Genomic DNA, 15,307 nt, shown 5'->3' with positions numbered 1-15,307 from the left:
GTCAAGCTGAAAATCCGGTGCGGAAACGTGCTCAAGATAGAGAATGTCCGAAATTCATGGAGCAGGGATGAACGATGATGTACCTCAAGAGGTGATCGACCACCTTTCTAAGTTCAGCGGAGCGCAAGCGCCCGAAATAAAAGCAGCGCAAGATTGCCTGATTGGAATTGGCTATCACTCCTTCGACCTAGCTATATACGTCACGAACTTGACTGAAGGCAAAAGGTTTGGCGGGAGCAAATTCCCCGTCTTATTTGACTGTCTCATTGGCATCAGCACACGAGAAGAGATTAAATGTATTGAGGATAAATTAGGTATTGCCCTCTTTCCTCTCGGCACAGCCCTTGATCTAGAAATTTATGTCGGATCAGACTCAGCGGTATATTTAATCGATGTTGAAGTCGAAATGTATTTTAAGCTGAAGAAGGGAATCTATGGGATTATAGACTTGATTAACGGTCAAATCGCACCTAAAATAAAACTTAAAGCCATCTTATAGAATCTCAGTCGAACGACAATGCCAAGCGTCACCCGAAATACCCCAGCAGCTCGATCAACGTCCGCGCGTAGTCATCCGGCTTGATCCCCCGCTTCTCGATCTTCACGCTGGGCGGGAAGGTCTGCACCTCGGTCTTGTGCGGGAAGCGCTTGAGGCCGGCGGCGTCGTAGTCCAGGGTCTTGTACGCGAAGGTGATCTGGAGTTCGGTCATGGTGCCGCCGATGGTAAGGACGCGTTTGGCGGCGGCGGTGAGCCGGAGTTTGGCGAGGTCGATGAAGTTCTGCACGTCCGGGGTGGGCGGGCCGTACTTCTTGCGCAGGTCGCGTTCCACGCGGGAGATGGCCTGGAGGGTGCGGCTGTCGCTGAGGCGGCCGTACGTGGCGATGCGGGCGTCCTCGTCGGGCTGCCCGCCTTCGCCGGTGAAGTACTCGGGGCTGAGGCGGGCGTTGACGGGCAGGTCGATGCTGATGTTGACCGGGGCCTCGATCTTCTCGCCTTTCAGGCGGGCGACGGCCTCGGCGAGCATCTCGGTGTAGACGTCGATGGACACGGCCTGCACGTGCCCGTGCTGCTCCTCGCCGAGGATGTTGCCGACGCCGCGGATCTCCATGTCCTTCTCGGCGAGCAGGTGCCCGCTTCCCAGGTCCTGCAGATCGGCGATGGCCCACAGGCGGCGCTGGGCGTTCTCCGTGAGGCGCGGCGGATAGAACAGGTACGCGTACGCGCTGACGCTGCGCCGGCCGACGCGCCCGCGGAGCTGGTAGAGCTGCGCGAGGCCCAGGCGGTCGGCGCGTTCGATCAGGATGGTGTTCGCCTCGGGGATGTCGAGGCCCGTCTCGACGATGGTGGTGGAGAGCAGCACGTCGAAGGCCCCCTGCTCGAAGCCGAGCATGATCTCCTCGAGTTCCTCCTCGTTCATGCGGCCGTGCGCCACGCCGATGCGCGCCTCGGGCACGAGGGTGCGGAGGTACAGGCTGCGGGCGGCGATGGACGCGATGCGGTCGTGGATGTAGAAGACCTTCCCGCCGCGCTCGATCTCCGAGACGATGGCGTCGCGCACCGTGATCGGGTCGAAGGGCGTGAGCACCGTCTGGATGGGGCGGCGGCCCTTCGGCGGCGTCTGGATACTGCTCATGTCGCGCAGGCCGACCATGCTCATGTACAGCGTGCGAGGGATGGGCGTGGCGGACAGGGCGAGGGTATCCACCGCCTTGATGCCCTCGGGAATCTCGATCTTCCCTTCCTTGGTGACGGGCGGCAGGCCGCGCAGGGCGCGCAGTTTCTCCTTCTGCGACACGCCGAAGCGGTGTTCCTCGTCCACGATGATCAGGCCCAGATCCTTGAACTCGATGTCGCCCGACAGCAGGCGGTGCGTGCCGATCAGGATGTCCACCTTCCCGGCCCTCAGGTCGGCCAGGATCTGCCGGGACTGCTGTGGGCTCGTGAAGCGCGACAGGCCCTCGACGCGCACGGGCAGGCCCTTGAAGCGCTCGACGAAGGTAGAGGTGTGCTGCTCGGCCAGCAGCGTGGTCGGCACGAGGATGGCGACCTGCCGGCCGTGCCCGACCACGCGGTGCGCGGCGCGCAGGGCGACCTCGGTCTTGCCGAAGCCCACGTCGCCGGAGATCAGGCGGTCGGCGGGGTTCGCCTTCTCCAAGTCGCGCATGGTGTCCTTGAGCGCCACGACCTGATCGGCGGTGAGGTCGAAGCTGAAGTTCCGCGCGATCTGCTCGTCCCACTCGGGCTGCGGCGGGAAGGCGTTGCCCGGCGTGACCTGCCGCGCCGCGTACTGCACGAGGAGCTTCCCGGCGACCTCCTCGGCGTTCTTGCGCGCCTTGTCCTTCGCCTTCGCCCAGTCCTTCTTGTCGAAACTGCTCAGCACCGGGGGGTCGTCGGTCGTGCCGGGGTGGCGGCGCAGCACCGGCAGCTGCTCGATGGGCACGCGCAGGTGCGCTCCACCGCGGTATTCCAGATCCAGGTAGTCGCGGGTCACACCCAGCACCGTCAGGGTCTCCAGACCCAGGAACTGCCCGATGCCGTGCTCCGGGTGGATCAGGTAGTCGCCGACGTGCAGGCCCAGTGCGTCCGTGACGGGTTTGCCGCCCAGCCGCTTGCCGCGCAGGGCGCTGCCGCCCTGGAAGCCATAGATCAGGTCCTCGGTCAGGACGACCGTGCGCGCCTCGGGAATGGCGAAGCCGCCCTCGCCGCCGGCGCGCAGGAAGCCCACGCGGCCCTCCTCGATGCGCGCGAACTTCAGCCACGGGATGTCCGGGGTGTTCAGCAGCTTGTCCGCCAGATACGCGGCGGTGCGGTCGTGCCGCACGAGGATCAGCACGCGGTACCCGGCCTCGCTCCACTCGTTTACGTCGCGTTCCAGGTCGTTCAGGCGGGCGCGGTAGAACGGCAGCGTGGTCAGCCCGGTGTCCAGCGTGGGCAGGTCGAGCGGCGCGCGGCCGAAGCTCGTCACCTCCCGCCCGGCCAGTTTCGGCCACAGCGTGTCCGTCAGGATGCCCAGGCTACTCGCGTAGAACTCCGGCGAGTCCAGAAACACGCGGCCCGGCAGCAGCTCCAGGCGCGTGGCGTCCCACTTCACCTCCGTCAGGTACTCGGGCGTGGGCTCCAGGATGAAAAACTGCGCCTTCTCGCCGGTCAGCTCGCCCGGGGCCAGCAGGCGCAGGGTATCCAGGTCGTCGCCGAAGAACTCGGCGCGCACCCACAGGCCCTGCTCAGCTTCGGCGGGCAGGCCCGCGCCCGGTTCCAGACGCAGTTCCAGCGTGTCGCCGCGCAGCTCGTAACCGGGTTCTTCCCCACGCTCGTAGCCCAGGCGTTCCAGGCGTTCCAGCAGCGCCTCGCGCGGGTAGCTGCTTCCCACGCGCAGGTTCAGGGCGTGATCCTCCGGCCTGGCCGGGAACAGGTCCAGCGCCGTGTTCACGTCCAGCACCACGTGGTCGTGTCGGGCGTCCCAGTCGCGCAGGCCGGGATTCACGGTCACGGGAGAGCCCAGCACGCCCGCCGTGGCGTACGCGCCGAGGCGATCTGCGGTGGTCAGCAGCACCGCCGGCCCCGGAAACGCCGCGAACAGCGCCGCCCGCGCCACCTGCGGGAGCAGCAGCAGGTTTCCGGGCGGAGCAGTGGGCAGCAGTTTCGACAGGTTGGGCGCGGCGACAGTCACCTGAAGAGTTTACGCGCCTGGGGTCACACGAACCGAGAGCGAAAAGACTTACGCAAGCCCCACGCGCCCTATCCGCTGACCTGCGCCGCCTCGGCCCCGCCCGGCATGGCAGGCTGGGGAGGTGCGCCGCGTCGTCGCCACCGGACTCCTGGCCGTCGGCATCGTGGGGGCGGTCGTGTGGGACGCCTCGGCCCCGCTGCCCTCGCCTGCCACGCCGCTGGAGGCGCGGCTCGACTTCACCGGCCCCGTCCGGCGGATGGTCAGCGTGCAGACACAGGAGGGTGGACATGCAGACCTGGGGGTCAGCACGCACCGCACCGTGACGGAGGTCGTGCGCGATGGTCGTTCCGCGACCGAGACCACGACCTCTACCTACCGAAAACGGAACGGCGAGGTGAGCGTCCGCACGTGGCACCAACGCTTCGCGCTGGCGGGCTCCAGCGACACGTTCACCCTGTCGGTCACCGATGACCAGGAACCCACCCGATCCGTCGAGACGGCGTCCTATCAGGGCCGCTGCGCCGTCCGGAGCGTGACCCGGCACGTCAACCCCCGTGGTCAGTACACCTCCGTGACCGTCCAGACCTGCGACTCGCGCGGCCGGGTGCTGACGGCATCGACCCGGCACGACGACCGGTTGATGCACTCCAGCACCACCTACTGGATCGGGAACCGGATCGGTGTGGGCAGGGCCTGGAATGCCGGACTCGAGCAGTTCCCAGCCCAGACGCACTGGGCGTTGATCGTGATCGACCGCTCTGGCAACAGCCAGATGTTCAGCCCCCTCGTGAACATCAGAACCGAACAACACTTCGACGCCAGGGGCAACTGGGTGTTTCGACATACCAGATTGATTCCCACGGCTCTTTCAGGAAATACCATTGAGACTCGCGAAACCTCGTACTGGGACGGCAAGACAGGGCCTGCTGAATCCAGATAGACCTCCAGTTCCCTCTCTGTGAGAAGTGCAGCCGGTCATTCAATCTGGGAAGCGGGTAAAGGCATGGCCGGGAGTTGATTCAGTCGTGCTGAAGGCGGTTTTGCCTCGATCACTCCACACTGAACCGTATGAACCGTGCCCTGTCCCTTACAGCCCTTCTGGTGATACCGGCACTGGCCGCGTGTACGTCTCAGGCACAGGCGGCGCTGCCTGCCCGGTTGAGCCTGAGCGGCGTGGGGTACGAGGCCCAGGGCTTCAACAACTGTGGCCCGGTGACGGCGAAGGTCATCCTGGGCTACCACGGCACGGTCGTGACCCAGGCCCAGGCAGCGAAGGCCCTGAAGGACGATTCCCGTGATGTCGAGGTCTCGACGCAGGAGCTCGCCGCGTATCTGGAAGAGAAGGGACTGAAGACCCAGATCCGTTACGCGGGAACGCCGGCCCTGCTGCGGTCGCTGATCGCCGCGAAGCTGCCGGTGGTGGTGCAGCAGCGGCTGAAGGTGAACGACAACACCTCGCATTTCCGGACGGTGTACGCCTATACGGCGGATTCGTTTACGGCGAGCGATTCGCTGCTGGGGCCGAAACTCACGCTGAACACGGGGCGCTTCACGGAGCTGTGGGACTATTACAACGGTGAATATCTGGTGGCGTACCCCGCCGCTCGGGAAGCCGACGTGAAGGCCATCCTGGGCCGCGACTGGGACGAGCGGGCCAACTGGACACGCCTGCGCGACGAGATGACGGCCCGCACCGGCAAGGGCACTGCCACCGCCTTCGACTGGTGGGGGCTGGGACAGGCGCGGCTGGCCCTGGGGGACAACGAGTCGGCGGCCCAGGCCTTTGACCGCGCCGTGGATATCGGGGTGCCCCTGCAGTACCACTGGTACCGGCAGGGAGCCCTGCTCGCGTGGAACCGCACCGGGCAGGGCGCCAAGACACGGGCGATTGCCGAGCGCATCCTGTCGCGGCAGCCGGGCATCAAGGAGATCGAGGCGGCGGTGCGTGGAGCAGGGGCGGAATAGGCGGAACCTGCGGACACCGGGCAGCTGCGCCCGGAACAGCTACTCTCAGGCATGACCCGGTCAGCCACCAGACCCCACGCCCTGCTCCGGCTGCTCGTGGGGGTCGCGGCCGGCCTTGCTGCCGGGCTGCTCACTCCCCGCGAGTGGTTTCTGGATGCCCGCCTGGTGATCGGCTGGATCACGTTCTGCATCACCCTGATGGCCCAGCTGTGGCCCATGATGATGCGGGCGGGCCCGGCCCGCACACGGGAGCTGGCCCGGCGCGAGGACGACTCGCGCGCCGTGGCCGGCTCGGTGACCCTGACGGCCGCCGTCGTGAGTCTGGTGGGCGTGGGTTTCCTGCTCTCGGACGCACACCGGACGACCGGAACGGCCGAGATCCTGCTGACCGGACTGGCGGTCGCGACCGTCGCGGCCTCGTGGCTGCTGGTACAGACGGAATACACGCTGCACTACGCCCGCCGGTACTACCGTGATGGCCGGGGCGTGCGCTTCGCCCACGGCGCCGGCGAACTCGACGAACCGACGTACTGGGATTTCGCGTATCTGGCAGTCACGATCGGCATGACGTATCAGGTCAGCGACACCGATCTGAACACACGGAACATGCGCCGCCTGCTGCTGGGCCACGCGCTGCTCTCGTTCATCTTCGGTACCGTCATCATCGCCGCGACCATCAACGGCATTGCCGGGCTGATCCAGTAGCAGCAGTTCTGCCCAGCCCAGCAAGCGAAAACCCCCGACCGGAGCCGGGGGCATGGGAACAGCAGTCGGTCAGCCCAGGCGCCCCACCGCCCGCGCCGAGAGCACATCGACCAGATGGGCGCGGTAGTCGGCGCTGGCGAAGCGGTCACCCAGCAGGTCGCTGGCCTCAACCAGTCCGGTCGGCGCGGTGTTGCCGTTGCGGACGGCCTCTTCCAGCTTCGTCAGGCGGTGGGCGCGCTCGGCGGCCCCGGTGTACGCCGCGCGGACTTCCCCGTCGGCATGCCGCGCAACCGCGACACCGACGACGGCGTAATGGCTGGCCGGGTGGCGGAACTTCTCGTAGGCCGAGGCCTGGATCGTCGCCGGAATACGGATGTGGGTCAGGAGTTCACCCGGCTGCACGGCGCTCTCGAACATGCCCTGGAACATGTCGTCGGCGTGGACGGTACGTTCACCGCCCAGACCACGGATGACGAACTCCACGCCCAGGGCCAGGGCAGCGGCGGGGTAGTCGGCGCTGGGGTCGGCATGCGCCAGCGATCCGCCGATGGTGCCCCGGTTGCGCACCATGGGGTCACCGACCCACCCGGCGACCTCGGGGAACAGGGGCAGTTCGCTGCGCAGGATGTCGGCGTGGGTGGTCATGGCCCCGACGACGAACATGTCACCGTCGCGCGTGATCCCCTTCATTTCCTGGATGCCCCACACGTCGAGCAGCGCGGGTGGCTGGGCCAGACGCAGTTTCATGGCGGGCAGCAGCGAGTGCCCCCCGGCGATGATCTTCAGGTCGGGATTGGCGGCAAGGGCCTGCAACGCCTGATCGACGCTCTCGGCTTTCTGGTAGTCGAAATTGGCTGGGTACATGGATCCCTCCGGGATAGGGCCGTGAGCGCCGGGCTGGGGGACGTGCTGTTGCGCCGAGCCCAGCGCTCAGAGGTGCTTCAGTCGTCGGCAGCCTGCGGCTGGGCGCCCCGCGCGTCACGGATGGCCTTCCAGACCTTCTCGGCGGTGTAGGGCATGTCCAGATGGGCGATCCCGCACTCATGCCACAGGGCGTCCATGACGGCGCTGGCGACGGCAGCGGTGCTGGCAATGGTGCCGGCCTCGCCGATCCCCTTCACTCCCAGGGGGTTGTGCGGGCTGGGGGTGACGGTGTGCCCGATCTGGAAGCTTGGCACGTCGTCGGCGCGGGGCATGGCGTATTCCATGTACGTGCCGGCCAGGAAGTTGCCCTCGTCGTCGTAGGCGGCATCTTCCAGCAGCGCCTGCCCCATGCCCTGGGCGATCCCACCGTGCACCTGTCCCTCGGCAATCAGGGGATTGATCAGGGGCCCGCAGTCGTCCACGCAGCCGTAGTTGCGCAGCTTCACGTGGCCGGTATCGGTGTCGATCTCGACCACAGCGATGTGCGTGCCGAAGGGATACACGAAGTTCTTGGGGTCGTAGAACGCGGTGGCTTCCAGGCCCGGCTCCAGATCCTCGGGATAGTTGTGGGCGAGGTGGGCCATCAGGGCGATGTCGAAGAAGGTCTTGCTCTTCTCGGGCGCGCCCTTGATGCGGAACACACCGCCCTCGTGCTCGACGTCGTCCACGCTGGCTTCCAGCAGGTGCGCGGCGATCTTCTTCATCTTGGTGGTGATCTTGCCCAGGGCCATCTTCAGGGCCGAGCCGCCCACTGCGGCCGAGCGGCTGCCGTAGGTACCCCAGCCGTAGGGCATGCGGCCGGTGTCGCCGTGGATCAGGTCGATGTCCTCGATGGGAATCTGGAGTTCGTCGGCGGCGATCTGCGGGAACGCCGTCTCGTGGCCCTGGCCGTGGCTGTGGCTGCCGGTGAAGAGCTCGACCTTGCCGGTGGGGTGCACACGCACCAGGCTCGATTCCCACTGCCCGGCCTGGGCCCCGAGCTGCCCCACGAGGGCCGAGGGGGCCAGACCGCAGGCCTCCAGGAAGGAGATCAGGCCCACGCCCAGGATCTTGTTCGACCCCTTCATCCGGGCCTGTTCCTCGCGCAGGGCGGGGTAGTTCATCATGCCCATGGCCTTGTCCAGCGCCGGCTCGTAGTTGCCGGAGTCGTACACCAGCGCGACCGGGGTCTGGTACGGGAATTCGTCTTCCTGGATGAAGTTCTTGCGGCGGAATTCGGCCGGATCCATGTTCAGTTCGTGGGCGGCCATGTCCACGATGCGCTCGATCAGGTACGTGGCCTCGGGGCGGCCGGCCCCGCGGTACGCGTCGACGGGCACGGTGTTGGTCATGACGCCCGTGACCTTGGCGTGGATGGCGGGGATCTTGTACACCCCGTTCAGCAGGGTGCCGTACAGGTACGTGGGCACGGCCGGGGCGAACAGCGTCTGGTACGCGCCCAGGTTCGCCAGGGTGTTCACGCGGAAGCCCAGGATCTTGCCGTCGTCACTGACGGCGAGCTGCGCGACGGTCTCGTGGTCGCGGCCCTGCGCGTCGCTGACGAAGGCCTCGCTGCGGCGCGCCGTCCACTTCACGGGGCGGCCCAGCAGGCGCGTGGCGAGCAGCACGATGACCTCTTCCTGGTACTGGAAGATCTTGGTGCCGAAGCCCCCGCCCACGTCCGGCGAGATCACGCGCAGCTTGTGCTCGGGGATGCTCATCACGAAGGCCGCGAGGATCAGGCGGTGGATGTGCGGATTCTGCGAGGTCGTGTACAGCAGATATTCACCGCTGGCGGGGGTGAACTGGGCCAGGCTGCTGCGCGGCTCGATGGGGTTGGCGACCAGCCGGTGGTTCTTGAGCTTGACACTGACCTTACGCGGCGCGGCGCCGAAGGCCTCGTTGGTGGCGGCCTCGTCCCCGATCTCCCAGTGGAAGGCGACGTTGCCGGGCACGTCGTCGTGCACCAGGGCCGCACCGTCCTTGAGGGCCGCGGAGGCGCTTGACACGGCCGGGAGCGCTTCGTAGTCCACTTCCAGCGCCGCGGCGGCGTCCTCGGCCTGGGCACGGGTCTCCGCGATCACGACCGCGACGATGTCACCCACGTGGTTGGCCTCGTCCAGCGCGATGGCGGGGTGGGCCGGCGTCTTGAGTTCCGGCAGCAGCCAGCCGACCGGAATGCTCCCCAGCCCGGCGTCCTTGACGTCCTGGCCGGTGAGAACCCGCACCACGCCGGGCATGTCCTTCACGGACTCCGTGTTGATCGCGCCGAGCTTCGCGTGGGGGTAGGGACTGCGCACCATCGCGGCGTGCAGCGTGCCGGGAATGACGACATCGTCGGTGTAGTTGCCGGTGCCGGTGATGAAGCGCGGATCTTCCTTGCGCTTCAGGGCCTGCCCGAAGTACTTCTCGCTTCTGGAGTCCGTCATGGGGTGGTGCCTCCGTGGGGATGGCCATGAGCTCTGGGCTCTGGGCGGTAGGGTCGAACCTGAGGACTGAGCGCTGAGCTCCCCGCTCAGTGCCCGGCACCCGCGTCAGTCGTCGGCGGCCTGACCGGGCGCTTTGGCGCCGGCCTGCATGGCGCTGGCCGCGTGCTGGACAGCCCTGACGATGTTGTGGTACCCGGTGCAGCGGCAGTAGTTGCCTTCCAGGTGATGACGGATCACGTCCTCACTGGGATCGGGGTTGTGCCTGAGCAGCTCGGCCGAGGCCATGATCATGCCGGGCGTACAGAAGCCGCACTGCAGGCCGTGCTCCTCCCAGAAGCCGGTCTGGAGGGGGTGCAGGTCACCGACCGTGCCCAGACCCTCGATGGTCGTGACCTCCATGCCGTCGGCCTGGACGGCCAGCACGGTGCAGCTCTTGACCGCGTCGCCGTTGACATGCACCGTGCAGGCCCCGCACTGGCTGGTGTCACAGCCGACGTGGGTGCCGGTCAGGGCGAGCTCCTCGCGGAGAAAGTGGACGAGGAGCGTTCTGGGCTCCACGTCGCGTGTGTAGGACTTGCCGTTCACCTGGAGCGTGACGTTCATGCGGGCCTCCCACTGAAAAGGTGGTGATGCAAAGCGCGGTGACAACCTGATTTTCTGACCGTCACCATTCAAACACATGAAGGTTGGAAAAGGGTGCCGTCTGGGTGAGCCCCGCTGCCGTGTGCCACGGCCTTTGCATTGCCCCGTCTCCATGGCGGCGCCCGCAGCCGGTGCCTCCGGATCCCTCACCTGGCGTACGGGACGGTTCAGGTCGTCCTCAGGCCCGCGTAGCGGTGGATTCCCCGAGGGCCGGCAGGTACCGCAGCGCCAGACCGGTCAGGAACGCCAGCACGGCCAGGATCGCCAGCACCGGCCACGCGGAGCGGAGCGCCCAGCCCGGAGCCCCCCGCCCCCCGGACGGCGGGCCCGTCAGCCCCAGGGACGCCACGTCGCGGGTCACGGTGGGCAGCCCCGCCGCCGCGTCCGGCGCACTGTATCCACCGGGCGGGGGCGCGTACAGGCGGGCAGTGTACGTGCGCCCCGCAGACCCCTGGAGGGCCACCGGCCACGCCCCGACCGGTGTGTCGAGCGTCACCCGGGACGTGGGTGCGGTCACGACCAGATCCGCTCCGTCCCGGGTCACGGTCACCCGGGCAGCCTCCACACCCGGCAGCGGCGTGCCGCGGATCAGGGGAGCCAGCCGCGCCGGAAAGTCACGCCATGCCCCCACCCCACTCCCGGCGGCGGTGGGGTGGAGTGCGAGTGCCGTGACGCTCCCCAGACCGACCCGCCACGTGGCAGCCAGCGGATCGGCGTCCGGGCCACTGCCGACCACGCCCAGCGGGGTCGCGCCCGGTTTCAGGGTGGTGCGGGTGTACTGACCGGCGGTGAAGGACGGGCCGGCGGGCCACTGCGCCGCGAATGCGCCGGTCCTCACCGCGCTCTCGCCCAGGTTCAGGGTGTCGCGCGCCATCAGGCTGGGCACGTCACGCCAGTCCTGCGCCTGGGCAAACCGGCCCTCGCCCCACCCGGCCATGCTGCGCATCAGGGGGACATGCATGCCGCTGCCCACGCTGACGGTGCTCAGGGTGATGCCGGTGGCCCGCATCCGGCGGATCTGCCGGCGGTACTCGTCCGGGCTGAAGATGCCGCCGTCCACGCCGTCGGTGAGCAGGATCAGGTGCTTGCGGGACGCCCCGGACTTCTGGAGCTCCTTCAGGGCCGCGTCCAGAGCACGTTTCACAACCGTGCCGCCCTCGGCCTCGATCCGGCTGATCTGGGCGCGGATCACGGCCGTGTCGGTGGCGCGGGTCAGCGGCACGGCGATCTTCGGTGAGGAATCGAAGGCGATCACGGTAACCTCGCTCTGTGGGGACAGCAGCAGCGCCGAGTTCAGCGCGGCGGATTTGATCAGGTCGAGCTTGGTGACGCCGCCGCCCACGGTCTCGTTCATGGAGCCGGACTTGTCGAGCACCAGGGCCAGTGCCAGCCGGGGCAGGTCGCGCGGCACGCGGCCCGACAGCGGCGACAGCCCCTCCAGGCTGGTGCCGACATACCCGCCCGGCCCGAAGGCCTGCGCCGCTCCGGCGATCAGCACGTGCCCCCCGGCCTCCACGCGCCCGGTCAGTGCGGCCCGCAGCGGTGGAGGGAGGGCGCCAGCGGGCGTGTCGAGCAGCACGGTCCGGGCCGACGCCTGCACGTCGGCAGCGCTCAGCCGGTCCGGCGTGACCGCCCGCGAGGCCAGCCCCTGCACCGCCAGGGCACGCGCCAGGGCGTCCCGCGCGGCCCCGGCGGCCCCGATGATCAGCACGGGACGCGGCTCTCCGATGCGGGTGGCGCTGACCGCCTGCACGGGCGGCTGCCCGTCCATGGTCGCGTTCAGGGTGTAGCCCGCCAGTCCTGGGACAGCCTCGCGCAGCGGCAGGGCCAGTCGGTTCAGCCCGGCCTGCACGGCCACCGGCCCGTCGAGCAGTGGCGTCTGGCCCCGCCGAAGCCGCAGGCGCACGGTGCCGGCCTCGCGGGCCGTCAGGACGAGCTGGGCCGCGAACGCCTGTCCGGGCTGGGCGGCGCCGGGCGTGTCGAAGGCGGTGATGGTCAGGGGCGGCGGCGCGGCAGCGGGCGCGATCTGTACCGCCACCCCCTGCTGCCGCAGCCGCGCCACCACCTCCGGCACGCGGGCCGAGGCCGTCCACGGGTCACCGGGCACGCGCAGCTGTGCGGGCGTGCCCGCAGGCATCCGTGCGGCAGCGACCTCCAGTGCGGCGGCCAGATCAGGGCTGTCGGCCGGGGTCACGGCGACCGGGCGCGGCGGCGTGGCCGGGCCGGGCAGCTTCACGTCCAGCACGGCCAGCAGCAGCAGGACGGCGCTGGCAGCGTGCAGCACCAGCATGCGGCGCTGCGGCGGGGTCAGTCCGGCCCAGCGGCGGCGGCGCAGGGCCGGTTCGCCGCGCAGCAGCACGGCGAGTTCCGCCAGCACCGCCAGCAGCGCCAGCAGCAGCAGGCCGCGCCACGCCGCCCCGAGCCACGATCTCCAGTCGGGGCCAGCGGTCGGCGCGGGCGAGGCAGAGGTGGTGTCGGTCGCCCGCAGGTCGGCGTCGTCACCCGCCAGCCGAGTCACGGCGAGGGGCTGACCGCCGACGCGGTAGAGGCCCGCCTTCCACGGAACGAAGCTCTCCCCCACCCCGCGCCGCACCGTCCCGTCCGGGAACTGGAGATCAGCGCCCGCCGGCAGGGCACACGGCAGGCCTACCCCGCAGGGCGGCACGACCTGAACCCCGGCCTCCGGCCGCGCCAGGGCCGCGAGGCGGGCGAACAGCACCGGGAACGCAGGCGAGTCCGTCCAGCCGCCGGACGCCGCAGACAGCGCGATCCGCACGGCGGTGTGACCCGGTGTGCGCCGCACCTCGATCAGGGGGCCAGCCGTGCCGGTCAGCAGCGCGGACGCGCCCGTCCATGCCGGCACGGTCACGCGGGACACGCGGCCCAGGTCACTCCACGCCACGCCGCTGCCCAGGGGATCACCCGCCGCCCACCCGAGTACGGCGTCCGGCGAGGTGGACGTGCCCGCTGTCGGCAGCCACACGCTGACTGGGGCCACGTCGTCGGGCAGATTCGCCGGGGCCGATCCGGTCACGACGAGCAGGTCAGCGGTGCCGGCGGCCGGGAGCGTCCGCGCCGACGTGACCACCGCGCCGGGCTGGGCCGCCAGCACGCGGCGCAGGGGATCATCGGACGCGGTGGCCGGGCCGACCAGTGTGACGCGCAGGGGGGTGGGCGTGGGGCGCAGGACGACCTGCGCCATGTCGTCGGCGGCGAGGACATCGGCGGCGTCCAGACGGGCCGTGAGCACCCCGCCGGTGCCGGGAGTGAAGCGCACGCTGAAGGTCGAGTCGCCGTCCTGGGCGAGATCCAGTGTCCGCACCGCAAGGGACACGTCGTCCAGCGCCACGGTGACGCGGCGCGTTCCGGGTGGCCCGGACTGGCGCACACGGCCGGAGACCGTCCACGGTGCCCCCGCCGTGCCGGGCAAGACGGTCAGGGCCAAGATCGCCGCGTTCGCCGCACGGGTACCGACGGTGCGGACATCGGGATTCAGACCGGCCAGGGCCTGCACGGCGCGGCCCCGCTCGCCGGGCGAGGTGTAGACGATGACGGGCACGCTGTTCGACCCGGTCACGGCCCGGAGCTGCCGCGCAGCCGCCGTCCAGTCCGGCTGGCCGTCGCTGGCCTGCGCCGCGTCGAGGGCGGCACGGATGCCCGCCACGTCGGCCCGCTGCACCGCCAGTGGGCGGGGCACGTCCGCCACGAGGAGCACCGTGCTCTGCCCCCCCAGGTCACGGGCGGCGGCGCGGGTCGCGGCGCGGAAGCGGTCAGGGCCGACGTCGGTGGCCTGCATGGCGCGCCCGGCGTCGATCACGACAACGACCTCACCGCTGCGGGCCGGTGTGGGTGAACCGGGCCGGGCCAGCGCCAGCGCCACGAGCAGCAGGGCCGCTCCCTGGAGCAGCAGCGCGGCGGTCACGCGGACACGGGGGCGGGCACGGGACGACGACTCCAGCGCCAGCCGCCGCCACAGGTGCAGGTTCCCGACCTCGGCGGCGCGGGCGGCGCGGCGCTGACGGTGGAAGTACACCAGCACGCCCAGCAGCAGCGCCAGCAGCAGCCATCCCGGCTGGGCGAGGGTCACGGCCGCGCCTCCTCAGACCGGCCCCTCACCGGATGATTCCCCGGGCCAGGAAGTCGCGCAGGATCAGGTGCTGCACCGCCTGATCGGAACGCACCTGCACCAGCCGGCCCCCGTGGCGCGCGAGCTGGCCGCGCAGGGCGGCGTTCCAGTCCTCCAGGGCGCGGCGGTACGCGCCGAGCGAGGCGTCGTCCAGCACGACGCTCACGCTGGCGTGGCCCTCGGGTTCCTCCAGGCGGGTCAGCCCCCTCCCCAGCGGCGCGGGGTCGAGTTCATCCGGGGCGAGCACCTGCACGGCCAGCACCTCCTGGGCGCGGCTGTGCGCGTGGGCGATGCCCTGCAGATCCGTATCGGCCAGGAAATCGCTGACCAGCACGACCAGCGCCCCGCGCGGAGCCGAGGCCGCCGCATGCCGCAGGGCGTCGTGCAGGGTGATGTTCCCGCCCGGCCGGGCCCGTCCCAGGAAGCCGAGGAGTTCCGCGCTGCGGTTCACGCCCTGCATCCGCCCGCTGGTGTGGATGTCCGTGCCGAAGGTCACGGCCTGCACGCTGTCGCCGCCCGACAGCCCCGCGTAGGCCAGGGCGGCGGCGAGCTGCTGGGCCAGCGCGAACTTGCCGGGCATGCCGGTCGTCATGCTGGCGCTGGCATCCAGCACGACCAGGATGGGCAGCTGCTGGTGCACCACGTACTCGCGCACGACCGGGGTGCCCAGCCGGGCGGTGACCTGGGCGTCCAGGGCGCGGATGTCGTCGCCGGGGGCGTAGGGACGGTGATCCGCGAATTCCAGCCCGGCCCCCTTGGCCCGCGAGGGCCGCTCGCCCGCGCCGCCCTGGGCCCGGGCCCGGCCGGTGGTGCTCAGGCGGCGGCGGGCGAGTTCCTGCTGCACGGCCGGGGGAAGCTGCACGGCG

The 15,307-nt window shown here is 69.6% G+C and carries 10 protein-coding genes; 4 read left to right on the top strand and 6 right to left on the bottom strand.

All coding sequences use genetic code 11. The annotated features are described in order from the left end of the window. Positions 1 to 67: 67 nt before the first annotated feature. On the top strand, positions 68 to 499 hold the full coding sequence (locus tag U2P90_RS09580; RefSeq protein WP_322471923.1) for a hypothetical protein: 432 nt from the start codon (positions 68 to 70) through the stop codon (positions 497 to 499). A 28-nt stretch (positions 500 to 527) separates the two neighbouring features. Here U2P90_RS09580 and U2P90_RS09575 read toward each other — a convergent pair whose 3' ends face one another. Beyond that, positions 528 to 3,671 (bottom strand): DEAD/DEAH box helicase, encoded by a 3,144-nt coding sequence (locus U2P90_RS09575; RefSeq protein ID WP_322471922.1) that lies wholly within the window; start codon positions 3,669 to 3,671, stop codon positions 528 to 530. Positions 3,672 to 3,792: 121 nt separating this feature from the next. On the opposite strand from U2P90_RS09575, the gene U2P90_RS09570 reads away from it, so the two are divergent. The 3 genes from U2P90_RS09570 to U2P90_RS09560 all read left to right on the top strand — a co-directional run bounded on the left by U2P90_RS09570 (position 3,793) and on the right by U2P90_RS09560 (position 6,341). Next, a complete protein-coding gene (locus U2P90_RS09570; protein WP_322471921.1) occupies positions 3,793 to 4,611 on the top strand; it encodes a hypothetical protein in 819 nt (272 codons plus the stop codon). Between the two features lie 128 nt (positions 4,612 to 4,739). Continuing rightward, the gene (locus tag U2P90_RS09565; protein ID WP_322471920.1) at positions 4,740 to 5,636 is read left to right on the top strand and encodes a C39 family peptidase; all 897 of its coding nucleotides are present in this window, start codon (positions 4,740 to 4,742) and stop codon (positions 5,634 to 5,636) included. Positions 5,637 to 5,687: 51 nt separating this feature from the next. Then, entirely contained in the window at positions 5,688 to 6,341 is a 654-nt protein-coding gene (locus U2P90_RS09560; protein ID WP_295822066.1) for a DUF1345 domain-containing protein, read from the top strand. A gap of 69 nt (positions 6,342 to 6,410) precedes the next feature. Here U2P90_RS09560 and U2P90_RS09555 read toward each other — a convergent pair whose 3' ends face one another. From U2P90_RS09555 to U2P90_RS09535, 5 genes are all read right to left on the bottom strand, one after another. Beyond that, positions 6,411 to 7,205 carry an FAD binding domain-containing protein gene (locus U2P90_RS09555; RefSeq protein ID WP_322471919.1) on the bottom strand — a complete coding sequence of 265 codons (795 nt, stop codon included), beginning with the start codon at positions 7,203 to 7,205 and terminating at the stop codon, positions 6,411 to 6,413. Positions 7,206 to 7,282: 77 nt separating this feature from the next. Next, positions 7,283 to 9,673, bottom strand: coding sequence for a xanthine dehydrogenase family protein molybdopterin-binding subunit (locus U2P90_RS09550; protein ID WP_322471918.1), 2,391 nt, complete (start codon positions 9,671 to 9,673; stop codon positions 7,283 to 7,285). 105 nt (positions 9,674 to 9,778) lie between these two features. Beyond that, positions 9,779 to 10,276 (bottom strand): (2Fe-2S)-binding protein, encoded by a 498-nt coding sequence (locus tag U2P90_RS09545; protein ID WP_295822057.1) that lies wholly within the window; start codon positions 10,274 to 10,276, stop codon positions 9,779 to 9,781. A 217-nt stretch (positions 10,277 to 10,493) separates the two neighbouring features. Continuing rightward, entirely contained in the window at positions 10,494 to 14,402 is a 3,909-nt protein-coding gene (locus U2P90_RS09540) for a VWA domain-containing protein (protein ID WP_322471917.1), read from the bottom strand. A 25-nt stretch (positions 14,403 to 14,427) separates the two neighbouring features. Beyond that, positions 14,428 to 15,303, bottom strand: coding sequence for a DUF58 domain-containing protein (locus tag U2P90_RS09535; protein ID WP_322471916.1), 876 nt, complete (start codon positions 15,301 to 15,303; stop codon positions 14,428 to 14,430). Positions 15,304 to 15,307 lie beyond the last annotated feature (4 nt).

Source organism: Deinococcus sp. AB2017081 (assembly GCF_034440735.1).
In the GTDB taxonomy this organism is placed as follows: domain Bacteria; phylum Deinococcota; class Deinococci; order Deinococcales; family Deinococcaceae; genus Deinococcus; species Deinococcus rufus.
Note: the sequence above shows the minus strand (reverse complement) of the source record. Positions and strands in the feature narration are given on the sequence as shown.

What these genes read in the sequence shown, in the direction of transcription:
- U2P90_RS09580 (WP_322471923.1), top strand. Translation starts at nt 68, where the DNA reads ATGAACGATGATGTACCTCAAGAGGTGATCGACCACCTTTCTAAGTTC.
- U2P90_RS09565 (WP_322471920.1), top strand. Translation starts at nt 4,740, where the DNA reads ATGAACCGTGCCCTGTCCCTTACAGCCCTTCTGGTGATACCGGCACTG.
- U2P90_RS09560 (WP_295822066.1), top strand. Translation starts at nt 5,688, where the DNA reads ATGACCCGGTCAGCCACCAGACCCCACGCCCTGCTCCGGCTGCTCGTG.
- U2P90_RS09555 (WP_322471919.1), bottom strand. Translation starts at nt 7,205, where the DNA reads ATGTACCCAGCCAATTTCGACTACCAGAAAGCCGAGAGCGTCGATCAG.
- U2P90_RS09550 (WP_322471918.1), bottom strand. Translation starts at nt 9,673, where the DNA reads ATGACGGACTCCAGAAGCGAGAAGTACTTCGGGCAGGCCCTGAAGCGC.
- U2P90_RS09545 (WP_295822057.1), bottom strand. Translation starts at nt 10,276, where the DNA reads ATGAACGTCACGCTCCAGGTGAACGGCAAGTCCTACACACGCGACGTG.